This is a genomic window from Pseudomonas sp. C2B4 (genome assembly GCF_013359695.1).
Lineage (GTDB): Bacteria > Pseudomonadota > Gammaproteobacteria > Pseudomonadales > Pseudomonadaceae > Aquipseudomonas.
The window spans coordinates 1-24,456 of sequence record NZ_JABFMU010000017.1; the positions used below are offsets into that span (position 1 = coordinate 1).

The 24,456-nt window shown below is 60.1% G+C and carries 16 protein-coding genes; 10 read left to right on the forward strand and 6 right to left on the reverse strand.

The window, feature by feature from the left end; all coding sequences use genetic code 11:
* Window positions 1-110: 110 nt before the first annotated feature.
* Window positions 111-2,408, reverse strand: coding sequence for a fatty acid cis/trans isomerase (locus HNQ83_RS13475; protein WP_175389413.1), 2,298 nt, complete (start codon window positions 2,406-2,408; stop codon window positions 111-113).
* A gap of 156 nt (window positions 2,409-2,564) precedes the next feature.
* Here HNQ83_RS13475 and metH point away from each other — a divergent pair, with 156 nt between their 5' ends.
* Window positions 2,565-6,275: a methionine synthase gene (gene metH, locus HNQ83_RS13480; RefSeq protein WP_175389414.1), complete on the forward strand. Its 3,711-nt coding sequence runs from the start codon at window positions 2,565-2,567 to the stop codon at window positions 6,273-6,275.
* A 195-nt stretch (window positions 6,276-6,470) separates the two neighbouring features.
* Window positions 6,471-6,689, forward strand: a complete 219-nt coding sequence (locus tag HNQ83_RS13485; RefSeq protein WP_175389415.1) for a DUF2970 domain-containing protein — start codon at window positions 6,471-6,473, stop codon at window positions 6,687-6,689.
* Here the strand turns inward: HNQ83_RS13485 and HNQ83_RS13490 are convergent.
* Window positions 6,686-7,771: an ABC transporter substrate-binding protein gene (locus tag HNQ83_RS13490; protein ID WP_175389416.1), complete on the reverse strand. Its 1,086-nt coding sequence runs from the start codon at window positions 7,769-7,771 to the stop codon at window positions 6,686-6,688. The two genes, HNQ83_RS13485 and HNQ83_RS13490, sit on opposite strands and share 4 nt — an antisense overlap.
* Before the next feature lie 522 nt (window positions 7,772-8,293).
* Between HNQ83_RS13490 and HNQ83_RS13495 the strand changes: the two genes are divergently transcribed.
* Together HNQ83_RS13495 and HNQ83_RS13500 are read left to right on the forward strand one after the other, a co-directional pair.
* Complete coding sequence (locus HNQ83_RS13495; protein WP_175389417.1) at window positions 8,294-9,952, forward strand: nitrite/sulfite reductase; 1,659 nt, start codon at window positions 8,294-8,296, stop codon at window positions 9,950-9,952.
* The gene (locus HNQ83_RS13500; protein WP_175389418.1) at window positions 9,936-10,430 is read left to right on the forward strand and encodes a DUF934 domain-containing protein; all 495 of its coding nucleotides are present in this window, start codon (window positions 9,936-9,938) and stop codon (window positions 10,428-10,430) included. The genes HNQ83_RS13495 and HNQ83_RS13500 overlap by 17 nt, the downstream gene beginning before the upstream one ends.
* 47 nt (window positions 10,431-10,477) lie before the next feature.
* Here HNQ83_RS13500 and HNQ83_RS13505 read toward each other — a convergent pair whose 3' ends face one another.
* Window positions 10,478-14,425, reverse strand: coding sequence for a leucine-rich repeat domain-containing protein (locus HNQ83_RS13505; RefSeq protein ID WP_175389419.1), 3,948 nt, complete (start codon window positions 14,423-14,425; stop codon window positions 10,478-10,480).
* Window positions 14,426-14,617: 192 nt separating this feature from the next.
* Entirely contained in the window at window positions 14,618-15,640 is a 1,023-nt protein-coding gene (gene sohB / locus HNQ83_RS13510) for a protease SohB (RefSeq protein ID WP_175389420.1), read from the reverse strand.
* Between the two features lie 201 nt (window positions 15,641-15,841).
* On the opposite strand from sohB, the gene HNQ83_RS13515 reads away from it, so the two are divergent.
* The 5 genes from HNQ83_RS13515 (at window position 15,842) to HNQ83_RS13535 (ending at window position 20,397) form a co-directional block, all read left to right on the forward strand.
* On the forward strand, window positions 15,842-16,552 hold the full coding sequence (locus tag HNQ83_RS13515; protein WP_175389421.1) for a histidine phosphatase family protein: 711 nt from the start codon (window positions 15,842-15,844) through the stop codon (window positions 16,550-16,552).
* A 64-nt stretch (window positions 16,553-16,616) separates the two neighbouring features.
* Window positions 16,617-16,931 (forward strand): SCP2 sterol-binding domain-containing protein, encoded by a 315-nt coding sequence (locus HNQ83_RS13520; protein ID WP_020293838.1) that lies wholly within the window; start codon window positions 16,617-16,619, stop codon window positions 16,929-16,931.
* A 262-nt stretch (window positions 16,932-17,193) separates the two neighbouring features.
* Window positions 17,194-18,057 carry a LysR family transcriptional regulator gene (locus HNQ83_RS13525; protein WP_175389422.1) on the forward strand — a complete coding sequence of 288 codons (864 nt, stop codon included), beginning with the start codon at window positions 17,194-17,196 and terminating at the stop codon, window positions 18,055-18,057.
* Window positions 18,058-18,163: 106 nt separating this feature from the next.
* Window positions 18,164-19,309: an SRPBCC family protein gene (locus tag HNQ83_RS13530; protein WP_175389423.1), complete on the forward strand. Its 1,146-nt coding sequence runs from the start codon at window positions 18,164-18,166 to the stop codon at window positions 19,307-19,309.
* A complete protein-coding gene (locus tag HNQ83_RS13535; RefSeq protein ID WP_175389424.1) occupies window positions 19,306-20,397 on the forward strand; it encodes an SMP-30/gluconolactonase/LRE family protein in 1,092 nt (363 codons plus the stop codon). Before HNQ83_RS13530 ends, HNQ83_RS13535 begins: the two co-directional genes overlap by 4 nt.
* Before the next feature lie 246 nt (window positions 20,398-20,643).
* Here the strand turns inward: HNQ83_RS13535 and HNQ83_RS13540 are convergent, their stop codons facing one another.
* Complete coding sequence (locus HNQ83_RS13540) at window positions 20,644-20,877, reverse strand: DUF465 domain-containing protein (protein WP_175389425.1); 234 nt, start codon at window positions 20,875-20,877, stop codon at window positions 20,644-20,646.
* Between the two features lie 208 nt (window positions 20,878-21,085).
* Here HNQ83_RS13540 and HNQ83_RS13545 point away from each other — a divergent pair, with 208 nt between their 5' ends.
* Window positions 21,086-21,607: a DUF4142 domain-containing protein gene (locus HNQ83_RS13545; RefSeq protein ID WP_175389426.1), complete on the forward strand. Its 522-nt coding sequence runs from the start codon at window positions 21,086-21,088 to the stop codon at window positions 21,605-21,607.
* A gap of 167 nt (window positions 21,608-21,774) precedes the next feature.
* Here the strand turns inward: HNQ83_RS13545 and HNQ83_RS13550 are convergent, their stop codons facing one another.
* Entirely contained in the window at window positions 21,775-24,411 is a 2,637-nt protein-coding gene (locus HNQ83_RS13550) for an excinuclease ABC subunit UvrA (protein ID WP_175389427.1), read from the reverse strand.
* Window positions 24,412-24,456 lie beyond the last annotated feature (45 nt).

Below are 24,456 nucleotides of genomic sequence, written 5' to 3' on the forward strand. Positions count from 1 at the left end.
TCACGGTGGGAGCGAGCATGCTCGCGAATAGGTTGTGCCAGTCACCATCATCGTTGTCTGACACACCGCCTTCGCGAGCAGGCTCGCTCCCACAAGGGACCAGCGGTTGATTACAGGTTTTCGTAGCGATTCATATCCAGCACGCCCTCTTCCACCGGGTCTGTCTCATGGATATAGCGGCTCAGGTCATGAAAGTACTGCCAGAATTGCGGGTGACTGCGGCGAATCCCCCAGCGTTCGACGATTTTCTCGAAACGATCGGCATCTTTGGCGTTTTCCATGGCGTCCACAAACGCCGGAACTTCCCCGGCCGGGATATTGAACATGAAGTTCGGATAACTGCTGAGTACTCCCGGGAAAATGGTCAGGGTGTCCAGGCCTGGCTGATAACGCAGCGACTCCCCGAGCAGAAATGCAACGTTGCTGTGCGCGCGGTTGCGCAGCAGGCTGTAGACCACACGCTGGCCGCTCGCGGCTTCCACTCGCAACATCGTCGCTTCCGGCAGTTGGTCGATGACCTTGAGGCCAGCCGCCGGGCGTGACGCCAGGCGACTCAAGGCCTGTTCGGCGCTCTGCAAGTCCAGGTCGATGTTCGGCCGCGAGCAATAGGCGCCGTCACAGCGGTTGATCGGATCAGGCTTGGCATTGAGGTCGCCGTAGCGCGCCAGCAACTGCATGGCGAAATCGCGCTTGGGGTCCTGTTGATCGAGTTTCAGCGCCGTCGGCTTGTCGTTATCAATGGACTCATAGTCCAGCCACATCTTGAATTTGCCACTGCTCTGATACCAGTCATCAAGGTAACCGTCCCGGGAATCGGCCGGCATCAGGCGCAGGAAGTTCTGTTCGGCGCCGTTGCGGATCAGATCGAAATACAGGCGGGTCTGGGCTTGATGGGAGACGTTGCCGAACACATCGAAATTCACCGCCAGTTGGTAATAGGTACGCTCCAGCAACGGGAAGTCGAACAGCCACATGGTTTGCGGCACGTCACCGATCAGGCCCTTGGTCACGGCGGCACTGTCGAAATGGCGGAAGATACTCAACAGCGCATTGTCGTTGCCGGCCCAGAGGGTCGACCAGCTCGGCGCCGGCAGGTCGGCGTAACTGTCGCGACGCAAGGCTTCGTACTCGTTTCGCTTGTCGCGGTAGTTGTGCCACAGGCTCAGGACACTGCCGACGTCGTCGTTCTGCCCCGGCATCGCCAACAACGGCGTGGCCTGGCCGCGATAGTTCGGGTCCGTGATGTAGAGGTCATGCTCCGGCGCCTGGAACAACGCCCAGAAGTTGTCGCGGATCACGTCCGTGGCGATCTGCCCCCGGCAGACCGGACCGCGAATGAAGGTGCGCACGAAATACTCGGCGTTATCGAGCATGAACTGGTAACGCGCCTGGGCCGGGATGGCCTCGAAGGTGGCAAACGGATTCGCCCGACGCTCCGGCCCGTAGCCCGGCAATGCGCTGACCTGCCAGTTGCCGTTATAGAACAGGCTTTTGACCCGGGCCATTTTCGCCGCGCTTAACGGATAAGTGATGTGGGTCTTGTGCACGATCACACCCTGCACAGGCCACAGGCGGTAATAAAACTGCGTGCCCGGATCGTCGTTCGGACGGCGGGTATTGATCAGGTCGATGGGCTGGCCGGTCGGCGTGCGCGAACGCACCCATTGGAAGAAATGCCCTGGCTCGCCGTCCTTGAAATAGATATGCGCCAGGAACCAGTGTTCGAACAACCACCGCCCCACCAGACTTTGCCGGGCGCCCGGTGCATTGAGCAGGTTTTCCCACTGCACCACCTGCAGCGCTTCCTTGGCGCTGGGCACCAGGCCTTGTTCATCGATCGGCGCGCCGGACGCCAGCCAGCGTTGCAGGGTCTGGTATTGCTGATCGGTCAGCCCGGTAACCGCCAGGGGCATGCCCTGTTTCGGATGGGAGCTGGCGTAGCCATCGAACTCTGCCGGCAAGGCGCACATATTGTCGCGGTTGAGGCCCAGGGCAATGTCGTCCGGCAGTTTGGCATTGGCTTGCAGCGGCGCCTGATGACCCAACTCAAGCATCCGCGCCATCAGCGCGGCCTGGCTGCCTTGGGCGTCGAGCACCGAATAGAAGCCCTTTTGCTGCCAGGCTCGCTTGCCGAAAGCGTCGTAGAACAACCGGGTCGGTGCCGCGGCCTGGCTGCGGTCGCCGTCGTACACCGGGGTTTTGCTCGCGCCACGGGCCGCCCCTTCGCCACTGCCCAGGTTGAGCTGACAGGCAGAGTCGTAGCACGCATGGCAAGCCACGCACTTTTCAGTGAAGATCGGTTGAATGTCGCGGCTGTAGGAAATAGAAGGAGAAATGGCCGGTTCCTGCGCCACCGCGCCCCAGCTTAGAAACAGCAATACACTGCTGATGACGACGCGATACGACATGTCCCTGGTCCCGATCCTTGAAAAAACGCTGCGATTCTACCCATCTGACGATCGCCCCAACATGAGCGATATTCATGCAAAACCCGGACATGCTCTAAAAGCGCACAGGTTTGCTATGATCCCGGCCCTTCGTTATGGTCTTTTCGAGTAGCCCCAATGTCCGATCGCAGTGTTCGCCTTCAAGCTCTCAAGCACGCCCTCAAAGAGCGCATTCTGATTCTCGATGGCGGCATGGGTACGATGATCCAGAGCTACAAGCTCGAGGAACAGGATTATCGCGGCAAGCGTTTCGCCGACTGGCCGAGCGACGTCAAGGGTAACAACGACCTGCTGGTGCTGACGCGCCCGGACGTGATCGGCGGCATCGAAAAAGCCTACCTGGATGCCGGCGCCGACATTCTGGAAACCAACACCTTCAACGCCACCCGGATTTCCATGGCCGATTACGGCATGGAAGAACTGACCTACGAACTGAACGTAGAAGGCGCTCGCCTGGCGCGCAAGGTCGCTGACGCGAAAACCCTGGAAACCCCGGATAAGCCACGTTTCGTTGCCGGCGTGCTGGGCCCGACCAGCCGCACCTGCTCGCTGTCGCCGGACGTGAACAACCCCGGCTACCGCAACGTGACCTTCGATGAACTGGTGGAAAACTACACCGAATCCACCAAGGGCCTGATCGAAGGCGGCGCCGACCTGATCCTGATCGAAACCATCTTCGACACCCTCAACGCCAAAGCCGCGATCTTTGCCGTACAGGGCGTGTTCGAAGAACTGGGCATCGAATTGCCGATCATGATTTCCGGCACCATCACCGACGCCTCCGGCCGTACCCTGTCCGGCCAGACCACCGAAGCGTTCTGGAACTCCGTGGCCCACGCCAAACCGATCTCGGTCGGTCTGAACTGCGCCCTTGGCGCCAGCGAGTTGCGTCCGTACCTGGAAGAGTTGTCGAACAAGGCCGGCACCCACGTTTCGGCGCACCCGAACGCCGGCCTGCCGAACGAATTCGGCGAGTACGACGAATTGCCGTCGCAAACCGCCAAGGTCATCGAAGAATTCGCCCAAAGCGGCTTCCTCAACATCGTCGGCGGCTGCTGCGGCACCACGCCGGGCCACATCGAAGCCATCGCCAAGGCCGTGGCCGGTTATGCGCCGCGCCAGATTCCGGAAATCTCCAAGGCTTGCCGTCTCTCGGGCCTGGAGCCGTTCACCATTGATCGCAACTCGCTGTTCGTCAACGTCGGTGAACGCACCAACATCACCGGTTCCGCCAAGTTCGCCCGCCTGATCCGTGAAGACAACTACACCGAAGCCCTGGAAGTCGCCCTGCAGCAGGTCGAGGCTGGCGCCCAGGTGATCGACATCAACATGGACGAAGGGATGCTCGATTCGAAGAAGGCCATGGTGACCTTCCTCAATCTGATCGCCGGTGAACCGGACATCTCCCGCGTACCGATCATGATCGACTCCTCGAAATGGGAAGTGATCGAAGCCGGCCTCAAGTGCATCCAGGGCAAGGGCATCGTCAACTCGATCAGCATGAAAGAAGGCGTCGAGCAGTTTATCCACCATGCCAAACTGTGCAAGCGCTACGGTGCTGCCGTGGTGGTCATGGCGTTCGACGAAGCCGGCCAGGCCGACACCGAAGCGCGCAAGAAAGAGATCTGCAAACGCTCCTACGACATTCTGGTCAACGAAGTCGGTTTCCCGCCGGAAGACATCATCTTCGACCCGAACATCTTCGCTGTGGCCACCGGTATCGAAGAACACAACAACTATGCCGTGGACTTCATCAACGCCTGCGCCTACATCCGCGACGAACTGCCGTATGCTCTGACCTCGGGCGGCGTGTCCAACGTGTCGTTCTCGTTCCGTGGCAACAACCCGGTGCGCGAGGCGATCCACTCGGTGTTCCTGCTGTACGCGATCCGTTCCGGGCTGACCATGGGCATCGTCAACGCCGGCCAGCTGGAAATCTACGACCAGATCCCGCAAGAACTGCGCGACGCTGTTGAAGACGTGATCCTCAACCGCACCCCGGAAGGCACCGACGCCCTGCTCGCCATCGCTGACAAGTACAAGGGCGATGGCAGCGTCAAGGAAGCCGAGACCGAAGAGTGGCGCAACTGGGACGTCAACAAGCGTCTGGAACACGCGCTGGTCAAAGGCATCACCACGCACATCGTCGAGGACACCGAAGAATCCCGCCAGTCGTTTGCCCGGCCGATCGAAGTGATCGAGGGCCCGTTGATGTCCGGCATGAACATCGTCGGCGACCTGTTCGGCGCCGGCAAAATGTTCCTGCCGCAAGTGGTGAAATCCGCCCGCGTGATGAAGCAGGCCGTGGCCCACCTGATCCCGTTCATCGAACTGGAAAAAGGCGACAAACCGGAAGCCAAGGGCAAGATCCTGATGGCCACGGTCAAGGGTGACGTGCACGACATCGGCAAGAACATCGTCGGCGTGGTGCTGGGCTGTAACGGCTACGACATCGTCGACCTTGGCGTGATGGTGCCGGCGGAGAAGATCCTCCAGGTGGCCAAGGAACAGAAGTGCGACATCATCGGTCTGTCCGGCCTGATCACACCGTCGCTGGATGAGATGGTCCACGTCGCCCGCGAAATGCAGCGCCAGGATTTCCACCTGCCGTTGATGATCGGTGGCGCCACCACCTCCAAGGCGCACACGGCGGTGAAGATCGAGCCCAAATACAGCAACGATGCCGTGGTGTATGTCACCGACGCTTCTCGCGCCGTGGGCGTGGCCACGCAACTGTTGTCCAAGGAGCTCAAGGCTGGCTTCGTCGAGAAGACTCGCGAGGAATACATTGAAGTACGCGAGCGCACCGCCAACCGCAGCGCCCGTACCGAACGCCTGAGCTATGCCGCCTCGATTGCGAAGAAACCGCAGTTCGACTGGAGCACCTACACCCCGGTCAAACCAACGTTCACCGGCACCCGGGTGCTGGACAACATCGACCTGAAGGTGCTGGCCGAATACATCGACTGGACGCCGTTCTTCATCTCCTGGGACCTGGCCGGCAAATTCCCGCGCATCCTGCAGGACGAAGTGGTCGGTGAAGCCGCCACCGCGCTGTACGCCGACGCCCAGGAAATGCTTGCCAAACTGATCGACGAAAAGCTGATCAGTGCCCGCGCGGTGTTCGGTTTCTGGCCGGCCAATCAGGTGCGCGACGATGACATCGAGCTCTACGGCGATGACGGCAAGCCCTTGGCCAAGCTGCATCACCTGCGTCAACAGATCATCAAGACCGACGGCAAGCCGAACTTCTCCCTGGCCGACTTCGTGGCACCGAAGGACAGCGAAGTCACCGACTACGTGGGTGGTTTCATCACCACCGCCGGCATCGGCGCCGAAGAAGTGGCCAAGGCCTATCAGGACGCTGGCGACGACTACAACTCGATCATGGTCAAGGCCCTGGCCGACCGCCTGGCCGAGGCCTGCGCCGAGTGGCTGCACCAGCAGGTGCGTAAAGAGCACTGGGGTTACGCCAAAGACGAAACCCTGGACAACGAGGCGTTGATCAAAGAGCAATACACCGGCATTCGCCCTGCCCCGGGCTACCCGGCCTGCCCGGATCACACCGAGAAAGCCACCCTGTTCGCCCTGCTCGACCCCGAGGCGGCCGAGATGCGCGCCGGCCGCAGCGGCGTGTTCCTCACCGAACACTACGCGATGTTCCCGGCGGCAGCGGTTAGCGGCTGGTACTTCGCTCACCCGCAGGCGCAGTACTTTGCCGTGGGCAAGATCGACAAGGACCAGGTGCAGAGCTACACATCGCGTAAAGGCCAGGAACTGAGCGTGACCGAGCGCTGGCTGGCGCCGAACCTGGGTTACGACGACTAACCCAGCTCCTGGCCGCAACACTGTGGCTGACAGAGATCCCTGTGGGAGCGGGCTTGCCCGCGATGAGGCCTTTCCAGTCAAATTTTTTGTGACTGCCAGTACGCCATCGCGGGCAAGCCCGCTCCCACAGGATTGGTGTCTCCCCAGGTTGAATTTGTCTATGCTTACTTTTCACACACAGGTGACGAGGGGTTTATGGACGATCCAGTCGACAACAAACCGCCAACCTTCTGGCAGATGCTGCACAGCGTCATGGCCGCGGCGTTCGGGGTGCAGAGCGGGAAAAATCGCGCGCGGGACTTCACCCACGGCAAGCCCAGTCATTTCGTGATACTGGGGATCTTGTTTACTGCGGTGTTCGCGTTGACGCTCTACGGCATCGTGCAGTTGGTGTTGCATCTGGCGAAGGTTTAATGCATCAGGGTTTGCAGGCTGAACGGATATCGATAGGACGTTGGCCGGCCCTTGGCCGAGAGCTTGTGAAAATCCACACCGAAATCTGCCGCTGCGCCCATGGCCAGCAAGCGTTTGGCTTGCGCCCGGTCAATCAGCTGTAACAGCGGTATCTGTCGGTCCCGACCACCGTACTGGCTGACGTCGACCCCGTCGTCGTAGTCGTGCAACTGCACCAGGGCCCAGCCACCCAGGCTGAAATGCCCGCCCAACAACACGCTCAAGCGGTTGTCCAGCAACGCACGCAACGCTGCGGGCGAGTTATTGATGGTGCCAAACAACGCATCCTTGCCAGGCTTACCGCCTGTTTCTTCGAAGGCCTGCATCACGCCAAACCCCATTTCGTCATTGGCCGACCAGACCAGCGATGTCTGCGGATAGCGCTTGAACAACATCTTGGCTTGCTCGTAGGCACGCTCCCGGGTCCAGCCGCCGGACACCAACTGACGCAGGCGCACTTCGGGGTGCTCGGCCAGTGCCCGGCGCATGCCCTTTTCTCGCAACTGTGCGGACGGGGTGAGTTTCAACCCGGAAAAGGCCAGCAGGTCAATGTACTGGCCGGGGGCAACCGGCGGGTGCAGGCGGATCAGTTCCTTGAGCATCAGGTAGCCGCCTTCCTCGTCGTTGGGCACCAGGCTGCCCACCCAGTCCGGGTATTTGTCCGAGCGCGCCCCCAGCATCCGCATTTGGTCGGGGCTCAGGCCATTATTGACAATAAACAGCTTCACCCCGCTACCCAGAGCCAGGCGCAGGATTTCGGGGGCGATGTTTTGCTCGTTGACGAACACCAGATAGTCCGGGCGCTTTATCCCTTGCAGGGCATCGCGCGCCTGCTTGAGGGTGATTTCGGAGTTGCGGTCCGAATACTCGATACGCAAATCCATGCCCAGGTCCTTGGCGGCGGCCTGCATGAATTGCGAGTAACTGACCCAGAAAGCTTCCCTGGTGGTTCCCGGGTTCAGGAACAGCACCGACGCCGCGTGAGCGCAGGGTCCCATGACCGTTGCAAGCGCCAGCAATACGCCACACAGAAACTTCAACATTGATCGCCCGAGCCCCCGGAAATTCGCCGCGCATTATAGTCAGCGAATGTCCGCAAAATGGCGTTTATTCCGGTTTTTGTCCGACAATCGTCGGAACGAGGCCCGGACGAGTCGTTTACTGATGACTGACCCAAAATACCGCTGTGCCGACGACCAGGATAATCAGGAACAGAATCGCCCAGGCATCGACCGTGCTATCGCTTTTCCTTGCTTTGGTTGGGTTGCTCATTGCATCGCCTCTTGTCGGTTTTATCGGTGATTGCATAAAGACTCGACCAGAGTTAAGACGATGATTGCCCGCACGACAAATGTGGGTTAGTTAACAACTATTCTCGTTAGTCGATTTGGTTATTTGCATATATTCAAACATCACTTTTGCGCATAACTGCAAACTGGTATCTTGCCCCGGCTCCGTAGGGAGTGCGCGGCCGTGCGCGCAGAATTGCAGAGGCTCTATCGGACTCCGGCAAGCACAAAAACGCAGCTGTATCCGAGCGACCCTAGCCTGAGAACAGGACTTATATGTACGTATATGACGAGTACGATCAGCGGATCATCGAGGACCGCGTCAAGCAGTTCCGTGATCAGACCCGACGCTATCTGGCAGGCGAGCTGAGCGAAGAAGAATTCCGCCCCCTGCGCCTGCAGAACGGGCTTTATATCCAGCGTTTCGCCCCGATGTTGCGGGTGGCGGTGCCCTACGGCCAACTGACTTCGCGCCAGATGCGAATGATGGCCAGGATTGCCCGTGACTACGACAAGGGCTATGCCCACATCAGCACCCGACAGAACGTGCAGTTCAACTGGCCGGCGGTGGAAGACATCCCGGACATCCTGGCTGAACTGGCCACCGTGCAGATGCACGCGATCCAGACCAGCGGCAACTGCCTGCGCAACGTCACCACCGACCAGTTCGCCGGTGTTGCATCCGACGAATTGATCGACCCGCGCCCATGGTGCGAGATCGTGCGTCAGTGGACCACGTTCCACCCGGAATTCGCCTACCTGCCGCGCAAGTTCAAGATTGCCGTCAACGGTTCGACCTCCGACCGCGCTGCCATCGAAGTCCACGACATCGGCCTGGAGCCGGTGCACAACGCCGCGGGCGAACTGGGCTTCCGTGTGCTGGTCGGCGGCGGCCTGGGCCGTACTCCGGTGGTGGGCGCATTCATCAATGAATTCCTGCCGTGGCAAGACCTGTTGAGCTACCTCGACGCCATCCTGCGGGTATACAACCGCTATGGCCGTCGTGACAACAAGTACAAGGCACGTATCAAGATCCTGGTGAAAGCGCTGACTCCTGAAGTCTTTGCGCAAAAAGTCGATGCGGAAATGGAGCACCTGCGCGGTGGCCAGACTACGTTGACCGAAGCCGAAGTGCATCGTGTCGCCAAACACTTCGTCGATCCGGACTACAAGGCCCTGGATAACCAGGCCGCCGCGCTGGCCGAGCTCGATAAAGAGCATCCGGGCTTCGCCCGCTGGCGTGCCCGCAATACCCTGGCCCACAAGAAGCCGGGCTATGTGGCCGTGACCCTGTCGCTCAAGCCGACCGGCGTTGCGCCAGGCGACATCACCGACAAGCAGCTCGACGCCGTGGCCGATCTGGCCGACCGCTACAGCTTTGGTGAACTGCGCACCTCCCACGAGCAGAACATCATCCTGGCCGACGTCGAGCAGGACAAGCTGTTCACCCTGTGGGGCGAATTGCGCGAGAACGGTTTCGCCACGCCGAACATCGGCCTGCTGACCGACATCATCTGCTGCCCGGGTGGCGATTTCTGCTCCCTGGCCAACGCCAAGTCGATCCCGATCGCCGAATCGATCCAGCGCCGTTTCGACGACCTGGACTACCTGTTCGACATCGGCGAGCTGGACCTGAACATCTCCGGTTGCATGAACGCCTGCGGTCACCACCACGTCGGCCACATCGGCATCCTCGGGGTGGACAAGAAAGGCGAAGAATTCTACCAGGTGTCCCTCGGCGGCAGCGCCAGCCGTGACGCCAGCCTGGGCAAGATCCTCGGCCCGTCCTTCGCACAGGACGATATGCCAGACGTGATCGAAAAGCTGATCAACGTGTACATCGAACAGCGTACCGAAGACGAGCGTTTCATCGACACTTATCAGCGTATTGGCATCGACCTCTTCAAGGAACGCGTCTATGCAGCGAATCATTAAGAACAACGCAGTCGTCGACGAAACCTGGCACCTGCTGCCCAAGGACTTCAACATCGACGAGATCACCAACTGCGACGACTACATCGTCCCGTTGCAGCTGTGGCGCGAACACAGCCGTATGCTGATGGCGCGCGACGGCGGCCTGGGTGTATGGCTGGATGCCGATGAGGAAGCCGAGGAAATCGGTGAAGACGTGGCAAGCTTCCAGGTCATCGCCTTGAACTTCCCGGCCTTCACCGATGGCCGCAACTACTCCAACGCCCGCCTGTTGCGTGACCGTTATGGTTTCAAGGGCGAACTGCGGGCGATTGGCGATGTACTGCGCGACCAGCTGTTCTACATGCACCGCTGTGGCTTCGATGCCTTTGCGATTCGCCCCGATAAAGACCCATACGAAGCCCTTGAAGGTCTCAAGGACTTCTCGGTGACCTATCAGGCCGCCACCGACGAACCGCTGCCGCTGTTCCGTCGTCGTTGATCGTGATGCCTTGAGCCCCTTGCGGGCTCAAGGCTCACGAGTTGTCATCAGGGCTCCCCTACAGGCGGAAATGGCCGCCCCAACGCCACCCAGTGGGTGTAAAGTCGAGCCCGGTCCTCCAATGCCGTGAACGCGGCAAACGGGTTGTCGAAAGACCCTCCTGGCAACCGCACATCCTGGATCAATCGCCCCCACAACTCCTGCGACGCATCAGCTTCAGCCAACAATCGCCACACCCGCGCTTGAAGATCCAGATAGTTGACCTGGAAATCCGGCGTGAGCGTCAGTGTATTGATGGTCCCTAAAAAGTGTCCGCCACGCTGCTTGAGCGCCAGTCGCTGCCATATCTGTAACCGGGCATTCCCTAGTGCGGGTTCAATGCCGTTCAACCAGGCCGCCGGGTCCCCATAGTTATTGCCCGCCGTGTTCAACCACAAGTTGATGCCCGTCTGCTCCCGATGCGAAACCAATCGTTGCAGGGTGTCCTCGTCGTTGATCGGGTTGCGCCACAGCAGGACTCGATCCCTGGCGATAGCCTGATTCAGCACTGACTGTGGAACTCGTTGGATCTGGTTATCCTGTAAGTCCAGGGTGGTGAGATAGGGCTGATCCATAATCCCGACGGGGCAAGTCTTAATGTCCGTATTACTCAGTTTCAATGACCGCAATTGACTCATCCCCATGACGACAGGGGGAAAAACCAACGGGTTATCGCTCAGATCCAATGATTGCAAATTGACCAATGGACTTAACTGTCCCGCCGTGTTTTCCGGGAGAGCCAATACTTGCTCATCACCCAGCAAAGCTGGCTCCGGCACCGTGTTCTTCTGGAAGGTCAGCCAGGTGGAACGTAGATTCAACGACGTGAGATGCTGCAACTGGGGGATTGTCGGCGGCAACACACTTTCCAATTCCCCGACAGCGTTGGGTAACCGCAAGTCCGTGCCTTCCAGGTTCAAGGTTCGCAAATGTGGGAAGCGTTCGAGAAAGCCATTCAGAGTCTCCCGTTCGAACAAGTGGAAGTTACTCATGTTCAACTCCACCACGTCATTGAACCGGACATTCAGGACCGGCAGCCGATGATAATCCTCATTACTCATGTCCATCCTGAAGCCATCAACGTGATTTCCCGTGTAGTGGCTATTGCCCTGGGGAGGCTTTTTTTGCCAGATCGCAATGAGCTCATCCGCCAGCTCACCGCGAGTTTCGCCCTCATACTGCATCACTTCCTGGATCCGTCCGACGTTGTGCTCGTCGATTTGCTCGGCCGTCAGCCCTTCTGTCCCGGGATCACCCATTTGCAGCAGGTCGACATCCATATCGTCGATGTCGACCGCGACTTGATCAATCCAGGTCTCCAGATCCGAATACAGTTGCTGCAACTGCTGTTTTGTACCGTCGATAAAAGCCTGAGCCCCGCTCCCTAATGGCTGCAAGATCGCATCAGCTTCGCCATTGGATAAGTCGGGATAGATCTCCTTGAGTTGCAACCTCATCGCTTGCTGGGTCAGTGCCGCCTCTTGAGGTGTATTCGGATAAACACCCCCTCTCAATCCCTCGGCCTCGAACGGCAATCGTGATTCCATCCTGCCCAGGCCAAGCATCAGTTCTGAGCGGGACAATGGCTGGTCGCTGATTTTCAGCCTCAGCTCGGTGCCGGGGTCGCTCGATACCAACCCCAGCGCCGATCGCTCCTCATTGGACAGAACAGCGACGACAGCCTCGGAAAAATGGGTGACGCCAGCGGCGTGGGTTGACGCATGCCGGGGTAAATAGTGCTTACCCGACTTGATCAGGATCCGGCAATCCGGCATATCGAACGGACCACTGCGATCCAGTATCCGGCCTCCGATCGAACTGTCGCGCACTTCGATTCGCAACCCTTTGGGCCATCCAGGCAGGCCCCTGAGGGAGTGCAACATCAGCGTGTCCGATTCGGCATTGGTTATGGATCGAAGATAGAGACCTTCATAGGCTCGATTGAGGCGTACATGTTGCTGGTATTGGCGCGCCTTGCCGTCCAGTTGCTTGAACAGCTCCCTGGCCCGGACCGGTTCGGGTGACGCCGTGAAATCGACACCATAGCGATCCAGCATTTGCTCCACGGCGGCCTTGGGCAGGTCGGGGTATGTGCGCTGAAACAGCTGCACCCATGGGTGCTCCGACTGCTGGAGCGCCTGATATCGACGGTTGAATTCAGCCTGCGCGGCCCCCGGATCACCCAGCGCCGTCACGTCCTGATCGATCCTGAAACGATCGACAGTATCAGCCAGCAGAGGCGTCGGCGCGCGTCCTGACTGCATCAGCCGAAGCATGTCATCATCGACTGCGCTGACCTTGCCGATCTGTGCCAGTACTTCATCCGTGAAGGTGCCGGCCGGCGCCCCTACGCCTCGCAAAAGCTCCGTACGGGTCGGCAATGGCAATTGCGGTTGCCGGGGCGTCGGTGCAACGGCTGGCTCCTCGATCGACCCGCTTGCCCCTCCGCTTTCGCGCTCCGCATTGATCACCACAGCCAACTCTGCCCCATCCTTGCCCAGCGAAGCAACGCCCATTGCCAATGGCAGCGCGTTGAGCAAACCGAACACGGTTCGCGCCACACCCTCGGAGCGCTGGCTGGCGGTCTGGCCGTTAACGGCCTGATCCAACCCGTAGCCGGCGTCGATCAGTCCGGCGAGGACCATCAATCCCTCTCCTCCAGGCACAAATAAAGCCAGCGGACCGAATCGGGTGATCCATTGGGCTATCGGTTCGACGACTGCACTCAAGTTGTCGCGGTTGACCTGCGCATCATCACGAATTGTTGCGACGCTGGCCTGGGCTGCCCGTTTCATGGTCAAGACCAGCTGCGCAAACGGATCAGCGTGCGGGGAAGGCAGTTGGAAATCGATGTAATCGGCAGGATCCCAGTATCCCTCGTCATTGAAGAAGCCCGCGTCCGTGGACAGCAGGTGCTTTCGCGGGAACATCGCCATGCCTTCGAGCGCCGTGAGCACTCCGGCATGGAACGTACCATCGCCGCGATCTTCATCGGCGAAGTGGCAAGCCAGGGCCTGCTTCGTTTCGCTGGCCTCGCCCTGTTGGACTATCCATTGGCGCAACTGGCCGCTGTCGGCGAACTCATGCAGCGGTGAAGAGTTGCCGGGGACAAACATCAGCATTCGACCACTGGATCGATCGCGGTAGCACCAGATATCCCTTGCCGTGTATCGGTATAGCTTCAAGCGGCTTGCCTGGACGCTTGCGGGGATGCGCGTGCGTGCGCGCAGTTGTTCGATCGTCAGCGATTCCCATGTTTGCCCGGCTGGCAGGCCCGCCGCCTGCATGGCCAGTTCCAGGCCTTTTTCAGACAGGCAGTTTTCCTGGTGCTGCAGCCACGCCGTCATGACAAAAGCGGCTTTGGTCGATGTCCTCAGGGCGCAAGGTTCGCGCGCCGTGATCACCATGTCGGACGGCCAGGCCTTATCGACATAGGCCTGATACAACTCTTTGAACTGCAGCTCCCAAACCCATTTCTTGAAACGGGTGGGGGTCAGGTTGATCTGCGTCTGCGGCCCATAGGATTGCGGCTCCGTGCGGCGATAAATACCTTCATAGGTGCGATGATCGTCAGTCGGCTCGGCCTGTTCCATGATGCGTATGGTAGGCCCGATATCGGGCGGGACGTAGAAGCCGAAACCTGTCTCATAAAAGTGACCGTCGCCGATGGTCTGATAATCGGATAGCAGCGCCTGAACCAAGGACTGCGACCTCGCCACTCGCCCCAGATGACTGCCGTCCAGCTCGGGACGTAGCCAATAATCGTAATGCAGCGTGACCAGTTGCGCGGTCTGCGGATCGATGCCCGGCCCCCACTTTTCGCGGATAAGGTGCTCGCCATACTGGTCAGGGGTCTGGGGAAGCGCGCCGTCTATCGTCGCTCTCAATTCGTCGCGCATTCGTAGAGAGGGTGCCGGGTGCGGGGAAGAATCCTGTTCGTGAAAAAACGTGTTCATGGTGCATTCCTTTGCAGTCACGTCAAAAACATCACCCTACCCAATCTGCCCTCGTTTCAATGTCGGAGTGATCGACAGCAACCGATGGAAAGTGCACTGCTGCCAGACAGAAATCGACCGTACTGAAGACCAAAAAAAACCGTGGAATCGCTCCACGGTTTTTGATGTGTCATGAGGATGTGGCCTGGAACGTCACCAGAAACGTTGCTGGGTCAACCGGCTCCACCAGCTCAGCAATACACGATCGACCGATCCGCTGGCCGCCATACCGATGCGTTCCTGCAGGCTTTTGCGTTCGGCGTAGTGCAGGTGATAAAGCTCGGACTGCTTGGCGCGTTCGGCCAGGTATTCGTCGCTGGTCTTGAGTTCATCCACCAGTTGCTTGTCCAGCGCGGCGACGCCGAGCCAGATTTCCCCGGTGGCGACTTCGTCGATGGCCAACTGTGGGCGGTAGCGGGAGACGAAGTTCTTGAACAGTTGGTGGGTGATGTCCAGGTCTTGCTGGAATTTCTCACGGCCCTTCTCGGTATTTTCACCAAACACCGTCAGGGTGCGCTTGTACTCACCGGCGGTCAGCACTTCGAAGTCGATGTCGTGCTTCTTCAGCAGGCGATTGACGTTGGGCAACTGCGCCACCACACCGATCGAGCCAAGGATCGCGAACGGTGCACTGATAATCTTCTCGCCGATGCACGCCATCATGTAACCACCGCTGGCCGCGACCTTGTCGATGCACACGGTCAACGGTATGCCGGCCTGACGGATACGCGCCAGTTGCGAAGAGGCCAGACCGTAGCTGTGGACCATGCCGCCGCCGCTTTCCAGGCGCAGTACCACTTCATCCTTGGGTGTGGCGAGGGTCAGCAGCGCGGTGATTTCGTGGCGCAGGCTTTCAGTGGCCGAGGCCTTGATGTCGCCGTCGAAATCCAGCACGAACACCCGGGGCTTGGACTCGGGATGCTTCTTCTGCTTCTTGTCGGACTTGGTCTGGGACTTGCGCAAGGCCTTGAGCTGGTCCTTGTCGAGCAAGGTTTGCTCCAGGCGCTCGCGCAGCCCTTTGTAGAAATCATTGAGCTTGCTGACCTGCAACTGGCCGGCCGATTTGCGTCGGCCTTTGCTGCGCAATGCGGCAAAACTGGCCAGGACCACCAGGATGGCGATCACCAGGGTCACGGTCTTGGCCAGAAAAACGGCGTACTCGGACAAAAACTCCACAGGGACTCCTTAGACGATGCGCGGCATGAAAGCGCGCGGGATACCTTCAGCATACCCATGCGCCGCCCTTGCGGCCAGCCATGAAACCTTCGGGAACAGGGCTGTAACAGGCATTTCAAACAAGCGTATGTTTTTTCATTGACAGCTCACCGCCATCCTCATAACCTCGCCAAACCTTCAACGTACCGGGACGACGCGGACGTGGGCAGCATCTACTTGATTCGACATGGCCAGGCCTCCTTTGGTGCAGACGACTATGACGTCCTGTCGCCCATCGGCATTCGCCAGGCGGAAATTCTCGGTCAACACCTGGCCGAACTGGGCATCAGTTTCGATCGTTGCCTGTCGGGTGACCTGCGTCGCCAGCAGCATACGGCCACCAGCGCGCTGGAGCAGTTCGCTGCCGTAGGCCTTCCGGTACCGATTCTGGAAACCGACTCCGCCTTCAACGAATTCGACGCCGACGCAGTGATTCGCGCGCTGTTGCCGGCGATGCTGCCGGACGAACCCGAAGCCCTGAATATCCTGCGCAACGCCGCGCAAAACCGCGCCGAGTTCCAACGCATCTTTGCCCTGATCATCGAGCGCTGGCTCGCGGGCACCTACGACACGCCGGAGCTGGAAAGCTGGCTGGGCTTTGTCGAGCGGGTGCGGGCCGGGCTGCACCGGATCCTCGAGCAGGCCGACAACACCCAGAAGATTGCGGTGTTCACCTCCGGCGGCACCATCACCGCCCTGCTCCACCTTATTACTCAGATGCCTGCCAAACAGGCCTTTGAACTGAACTGGCAAATCGTCAACACCTCGCTCAACCACCTGAAGTTTCGTGGTCGCGAGGTGGCCCTGGCTTCCTTCAACAGTCATGCGCACCTGCAACTGCTGAAGGCCCCGGAACTCATCACGTTTCGCTGAGTCCGGACTATTGTGACCCTGGCTGTAATCACCCAGCTCTTATTACCCAAGAAAGGATCGAACCATGACCTCCGTAGCTGATGCCGTACAAGCAATGAAAGCCAAGTTCAACCCAGCCGCTGCCGCCGGTCTGGACCTGGTCTTCGGTTTCCGCATCGACGACACCAAGAACTTCTCGCTGATCGTCAAGGACAGCACCTGCGAGCTGCAAGAAGGCGAGAACCCGGACGCCCAGGTGACCCTGGTGATGGACGGCGAAACCCTGCAAGGCATCGTCAGCGGCGAAACCGACGGCATGCAAGCGTTCATGGGCGGCAAGCTGCGCGCTGAAGGCGACATGATGCTGGCAATGAAGCTGTCCGAGCTGTTCCCGGCCTAAGAGAAACCTCTCTGGCTACAAACGAAACCCGCCCATGTGGCGGGTTTCGTCGTTTCAGGCCAATTAATTCATTGTGGGAGCGAGCCTGCTCGCAAAGGCGGTGGAACAGTCAAAGTTGATGTCGACTGGTACTCCGCTTTCGCGAGCAGGCTCGCTCCCACAGTGGATCTCTGTCATTCAGATGCAGTGCAGGCCCTCTGTCCCGCTCGTCACAGGTCGAGGGTGCTCTTACAATGCCAGCATTTCCCGAACCGGCCATCCCATGGACATCGACCTCGCCCGCACCTTTCTGGAAATTGTCCGCCACGGCAGCCTTGCCGCGGCCGCCGAAAAACTCCACGTCACCCAGACCGCGATCACCGCCCGGGTACAGAAACTCGAAAGCCACTTGGGCAGCACCCTGTTTGTGCGCAATCGCGCCGGCGCCCGTCTGACACCCAACGGCGAAGCCTTCGTGGTGTATGCCAATCAGCTGGTGGAAACCTGGGAAGCGGCGCGACGGGATCTGCCGCTGCCGGAGGGCTATCACGACGTCCTGCACATCGGCGGCGAGGTGAGTCTGTGTAACCCGTTGATGCTCAGTTGGGCCGGCGAACTGCGCAAACAGATCCCCGGCCATGCCCTGCGCATGGAGATTCGCGACGGTGAAAGCCTGCTGCGTCAACTGGAACTGGGGGTGCTGGATGCGGCGCTGGTCTATCAGCCCGAATACTGGCCGCGCCTGCAAGTCGAGCAAGTTCTGGAGGAAAAACTGATCCTCGTCCGCCTGCCCGGTCGCGACGATCCCTACGTCTACATCGATTGGGGCCAGGAATTCCGTCGTCAGCACGATGCCGCCCTGCCGCAGAAAGCCAAGGCGGCCCTGAGCTTCAACCTTGGCCCGCTGGCCTTGCAGTACATCCTGGAAAATGGCGGCAGCGGCTACTTCCGCACCCGCGTCGTGCAGAGTTATCTGGAAAGCGGCGTGCTGGAGCAAGTGCCCAAGGCCCCCGAATTCAGCTATCCGACCTACCTGGTCTACTCCCGGGACCGTGACTCGCCAACCCTGCAACGCGCTTTCGACCTGCTGCGCGAAGTGATCAAGACCGATGACGACTGGTCGCAACGCTGGGACCCGCTGACCTGAGTCCGGTTTGCACCGGATCATGGCAGTTGTGTCCTCAAGGTTAGGCCAGCCAAAACGCCGGAATCGACTAGTCTGCTGGGAATAACAATAACGACAGGTGATTGCAGTGAGGCAGACCACCGAAGCATTCCGCAGCCGTTACCGCGCCAACGTCCATCCACTTTACAACCCGTGGCTTCATGGCACCTTTGTGCTGTTGTTCGGCATAGGGGCCATCACCGCGTTCTGGAACACCGTCCATGAAGTGCAACCCTGGGAGTGGCTGACGGTGCCACTGGCCTTGTTGTTCTTCAACTTCGGCGTGTACATGGTGCATCGGCACCTGGGCCATCACAAAAAAGCCTTTTCGCGGATGTTCTATGCGCGCCATGCCGGCGATCACCACAGCTTTTTCGCGCCCGGCTACATGACCTACGACAGCCCCCGCGACTGGCGGGTGATTCTGTTTCCGGCCTGGCTGATTGTCTTGCACACCTTGTTCATTACCGTGCCGATCTGGTGGCTGCTCAAGCAGTTCGATGCCAACGTCGCCGGGCTGGTCGGTGGTTGCCTGGTCCTCGGCTACCTGGCCTATGAGGTGTTTCACGCCTGCGAGCATCTGCCGTCGCACAATCCCCTGGCGCGTCTGCCGTGGATTCGCCAGATGCGGCGCCTGCATGAACTGCATCATCGCCGCGAGATGATGCAGGAGCGAAATTTCAACATCGTTTTTCCGTTGATGGATTACCTGTTCGGCACCCTCTACTGGGAACCGGAACAGGCCATCCCGTACCTGACGAGAGCGCCCATGACCCGCCTGCAGCATCAGATCGAAATAGCCGGAAACCCGATAGACGTGCTCACTTACGCCAGTACCGTGACCCGTTGGCCCGAGTGGCACCCCTCATCGCTCAGGATCAATGGGCAGAAAGGTCCATTGCATGCCGGCGCCCGATTCGAAGAAGACATCCGCGCCGGTGGGCGCGACGGTCACTTGAGCTGGAGGGTCGAGGAGTATTTGCCGGGGCGTCGCTGGCGCGCATGGGCCGAAGGCGATCATGGACTGTCACTGTTGCTGACTTACGAATGCGAGGCCGAGGGCAACGGCACGCGGTTTGTCCGCACCCTGGAGTATCAGTTCAGCGGACTCGGGATGCGCATCGCCAACACCTTGTTGCTCAGGCGCCGGATTGATCGCGAGTCTGCCGAGTCGATGCTGGCCCTGCGTGAAATGGCGCAAAAACACCTGGCACACTCGGGAGTCAATGCGTGAGGCGATCGATCAGGTTTTACCATTGGCTGTTGCTGGTGATCGTGGCCATTGGTGGCTTCCTGCTGCTGATGCCCACCCGGGTACAGCCGGTAGCCTGGACGCCGCCGCCCGCGCCCTCCCTCACCAGCGGCATCTATGCCGGGAATCAACGTCTCAAAAGCGTGGAACGGATCGGAGCCGCCGACATCGACGGTCCGGAAGCGTTGCTGCTGGAGGAGGATGCGCTGATCACCGGTTTGCATGATGGTCGAGTGATCCGCACCAGCCTTGACGGCAAGGTCACCAAAGTCCTGGCCGATACCGGAGGCCGGCCCTTGGGGCTGGCCCGCCACCCTAACGGTTTGCTGGTGATCGCCGATGCGGTCAAGGGGTTGCTGTCGCTGGACGCCCAGGGTCGCCTGGTGGCAATGACCACGACAGCCGGTGGCGTGCCCTTCGGCTTCACCGATGACGTGGTCATCGACAAGTCCGGGCACTACGCCTATTTCAGCGACGCCTCCAGCCGCTTCGGCTACGGCAAGGACGGCGACGCGATCATTGAGCACGGCGGCGACGGTCGGTTGCTGCGGTACGACTTCCAGACCGGAAAGACCGCGGTGCTGCTCGATAAGCTGGAGTTCGCCAACGGCGTCGCGCTGGGGCCGGATGATGCCTTTGTATTGGTCAACGAAACCGGCGCCTATCGCATCAGCCGTTACTGGCTGAGCGGACCGAAAGCGGGTACTCACGACCTGTTCATCGATAACCTGCCAGGGCTGCCGGACAACCTGTCGTTCAATGGCCGCGATCGTTTCTGGGTGGCCCTGTACGCTCCGCGCAACGCCTTGCTCGATGCCACGGCAGCGCATCCCTTCGTTCGCAAGATGATTGTGCGGGCCATGACCGTCCTGCCCAAACCGGTGGAAAAACGCGCCTTCGCCCTGGGTCTGGACCTCGAGGGCAAGGTGATCGCCAACCTGCAGGATGCCAGCAGCGGCAATTACTCGCCCATCACCACGGTGCGTGAGTATGGAGAGTGGTTGTATTTCGGATCGCTGAAGGCGAAAAACATGGTGCGTTTGCCCCTCAGCGCCGCATTGGAGAAATAACACGGGTTGAACCTGTGGGAGCGAGCCTGCTCGCGAAGGCGCCAGTCGACATGGAGGTAGCCGACACACCGTTTTCGCGAGCAGGCTCGCTCCCACAGTGGACTGGTGTTTTTTTCGTGGGATAGTTTTGCTTGATGTGGCACCTCGCACGGAGCCGTATTGTCGGACTCTGGACATTCGAGGTGCCGGTTTTAATCGCCGTTCCAATTGTGCAGTCACCGGTCGTCGGTGACTCATTCTCCCGAATCAGGACGACGACTGGAGTTGTCTGACGATCTTGTCCTTGACCTCCAAGCGCTTCGCCTTGAGCTTGAGCACCGCATCATCACTGGATTTGGCTTGCTCTGCCTTCACCACTTCGGCATCGGCCAGCGAGTATTTATTGATCAGTGAATCCAGTAACGGATCCTTGGTGCGTTTCTGCTGGATTTCTTCCTTTGTGCAACTCAGATCCTGAAAAAGGTCGTGGGGCACCGGCATGGAACACCTCCGTTTGTTAATCGGTAGCAAACGCGACTGATTGCGTTCGCCAACTATCAGAATGGCCTCGGTTGGGCGGTTCTGTCGACCATCTGTCTGACCAGCGGTGCCCGTTCGTCGCCCTGTCGCCAATGCAATAAAACCTTTGCCCGGCCACCTGCCTCCACAGGTTAACGATCACCTCGATCCCCTGCATGGAGAAGCACCCATGGACGCATTCACCTGGCGTCACCTCACCCTGGCCATTGCCTTGAGTACCAGCATGGGCTCGGCCTTTGCGGCGACCTCCAATGACTTTGTCGACAAGGCCGCCGCCGGCGGCATCGCCGAGATAGAGGCCAGTCGCCTGGCCCTTGAAAAAAGCCAGTCGGCGGACATCAAAGCGTTCGCCAACATGATGATTACCGATCATGGCAAGGCCAACGATGAACTGGCTGCCATTGCGAAAAAGAACGACATCGAAGTGCCCGATGACACGACGTTGGTCAAACAGGCCAAGGAAAAAATCCTGGATATGCGTGACGAATCCTTCGATGCGGCTTATGCCAATAATCAGGTCAAGGCCCACGAAGAAGCCCTCGAATTGTTCGAGAAACAAGCCAATACCGTGACGGACGACAGAACCAAAGGGGCAACGGAGCTCAAGGGCTTTGCGCAGAAAATGTTGCCGGGGTTGGAAAAACACCTGGATATGGCGAAGAAACTGCAAGCCGCGCACCCGAGCAAATAGTCGCTGTTGCAGCTCAATGAATGGCTGGACACGTTGCGGCACCGGCTCGACGGCGGCTGGTAGTTCGATTCGCGAGCAGGCTCGCTCCCACACTGGATCTTCTGTGTTCAAAAATCCCTTGTGGGAGCGAGCCTGCTCGCGAAGAGGCCCATAAACTCACCCTCGGCTCAAGGCATCCCCAAAACCCTGGCCAAAAACGGCGCCGTCCGGCTCTTTTTGCTCTTGGCGACTTTCTGCGGCGTACCCGCCACGACAATCTTGCCGCCCTGATCCCCCGCACCCGGTCCGATGTCGATGACCCAGTCACTCTGCGCCACCACGCGCATTTCATGTTCGACCACGATCACCGTGTGCCCGGCCGCCACCAGGTTGTTCAACTGCTCAAGCAAGCGATCAACGTCCCGTGGATGCAGCCCGGTGGTGGGCTCATCGAGCACATACAGCGTCGCCCCGCGCTGGTTGCGCTGCAGTTCGGTGGCCAGTTTGATGCGCTGGGCCTCGCCACCGGACAACTCTGTCGCCGGCTGCCCCAGACGCAGATAACCCAGGCCGATATCGCGCAGGACCTCCAGCGAGCGGCGCACGGCCGCTTGTTCGGCGAACACCTCCACGGCTTGATCCACCGTCAGTTGCAGCACCTGGGCGATGTTGCGGCCCTGCCAGGTGATCGCCAGCGTTTGCGGGTTGTAGCGAGCGCCGTGGCAGGTCGGGCACGGCGCATAGACACTGGGCATGAACAGCAACTCGACACTGACGAAACCCTCGCCTTCGCAGGTCGGGCAACGGCCTTTGGCGACGTTGAAGGAAAACTGCCCGGCGTCGTACCCCGCGGCCTGGGCCTCGGGTGTCGCGGCATAGAGTTTGCGCACGTTGTCGAACAGCCCGGTGTAGGTCGCCAGGTTGGAGCGCGGGGTGCGGCCGATGGGTTTTTGGTCCACTTGCACCAGACGCTTGATCGACCCCAACCCCGCCGTGACCTGGCCGCCGCTGGTTTGCGGCGCATCGTCTTCCAGGCTCGGCTCTTCCAGCTCGCTGTCGTTTGCCGGGCGTCCGAGATGGGCGCCGACCAGCTCCAGCAAGGCCTGGCTGACCAGGCTCGATTTACCCGACCCTGAAACGCCGGTAACCGCCGTGAAACAGCCCAGCGGAAACTCGACGCCGAGGTTGTTCAGGTTATTGCGGGTGATGCCTTCCAGTCGCAGCCAATCGCTCGGCTGGCGGGTGGTTCGCGATTGACTGGCCTGCGCGGCAAACAGATAGGCGCGGGTCTGTGAATCCGCCACATCGGCCAGTCCCGCCGGCGCGCCGCTGTACAGCACCCGGCCGCCATGCTCGCCCGCCGCCGGGCCGACATCGATCAACCAGTCGGCGCGGCGCATGGTCTCCAGATCGTGCTCCACCACAAACAGCGTGTTGCCAGCGGCTTTCAAGCGCTGCAACGCTTCGAACAACGCCTCGCCGTCCGCCGGGTGCAAGCCCGCCGAAGGCTCGTCCAGCACATAGATCACCCCGAACAACTGCGAGCCCAACTGCGTCGCCAGGCGCAAGCGTTGCAACTCACCGGACGACAGCGTCGGCGTGCTGCGCTCCAGCGCCAGGTAACCGAGGCCCAGGTCGGTCAGGGTGCTGACCCGTTCCAGCAGATCCTGGGCAATCCGTTGCGCGGCCAGGCGTTTCTCCACCGACAGGTTCGGCGTGTGGCGCACATCCGGCGCACTGGCGTGGCCACTGGCGCCATGGGCCACCCGCTGTTCCCGGGCCTCGCGGGTTTGCTCGTGGGTCAGCACTTCGCCCGGCGCTTCACCCTCCTGGAGGTAACGCTCGGCCGCGACAGGCTTGAGTACTTCGGCCACTTGCAGCAACGGCATCTGCGACAACTCGCCGATGTCATAGCCGGCGAACGTCACCGACAACGCCTCGCGCTTGAGGCGCTTGCCTTCACACAGCGGGCACGGGCTGCCGAGCATGAATTGTGAAACGCGCTTCTTCATCAGCGCACTTTGCGAGTGGGTAAACGTATGCAGAATGTAGCGGCGCGCGCCGGTGAAGGTGCCCTGGTAACTCGGCTCCATCTTGCGCTTGAGGGCGACCCGGGTTTCTTCCGGCGTGAGCCCGGCGTACACCGGCACCGTCGGGGTTTCTTCGGTGAAGAGAATCCAGTCGCGCTGCTTTTTCGGCAGATCGCGCCAGGGGATGTCAACGTCGTAGCCCATGGTCACGAGGATGTCCCGCAGGTTCTGGCCCTGCCAGGCCATGGGCCAGGAGGCGACGGCGCGCTGGCGGATGGTCAGGCTCGGGTCCGGGACCATCAACGCTTCAGTGACTTCATACACCCGCCCCAGGCCGTGGCATTCGGCGCATGCACCCTGGGGGGTGTTCGGTGAAAAATCTTCGGCGTACAGCATCGGTTGCCCCGCCGGGTAACTGCCGGCGCGGGAATACAACATGCGGATCAGGCTCGACAATGTCGTCACGCTGCCCACCGAGGAACGGGTGCTCGGCGTGCCCCGTTGCTGCTGCAAGGCCACCGCCGGCGGCAAGCCCTCGATGGAATCCACGTCCGGCACCCCGACCTGATCGATCAGGCGCCGGGCATAGGGCGCCACCGATTCGAAATAACGGCGCTGGGCTTCGGCGTACAGCGTGGAAAACGCCAGCGACGACTTCCCCGAACCGGACACTCCGGTGAACACCACCAGCGCATCGCGGGGGATGTCGACATCAATGTTCTTGAGGTTGTGTTCCCGGGCGCCGCGCACCCTGACCATGCCTGAGGGAGGTGTTGAGGAGCGCGTTGACGTCATCGGATCGCCTTATATAAATAACTGAAAAAACACCGAACTACTGTG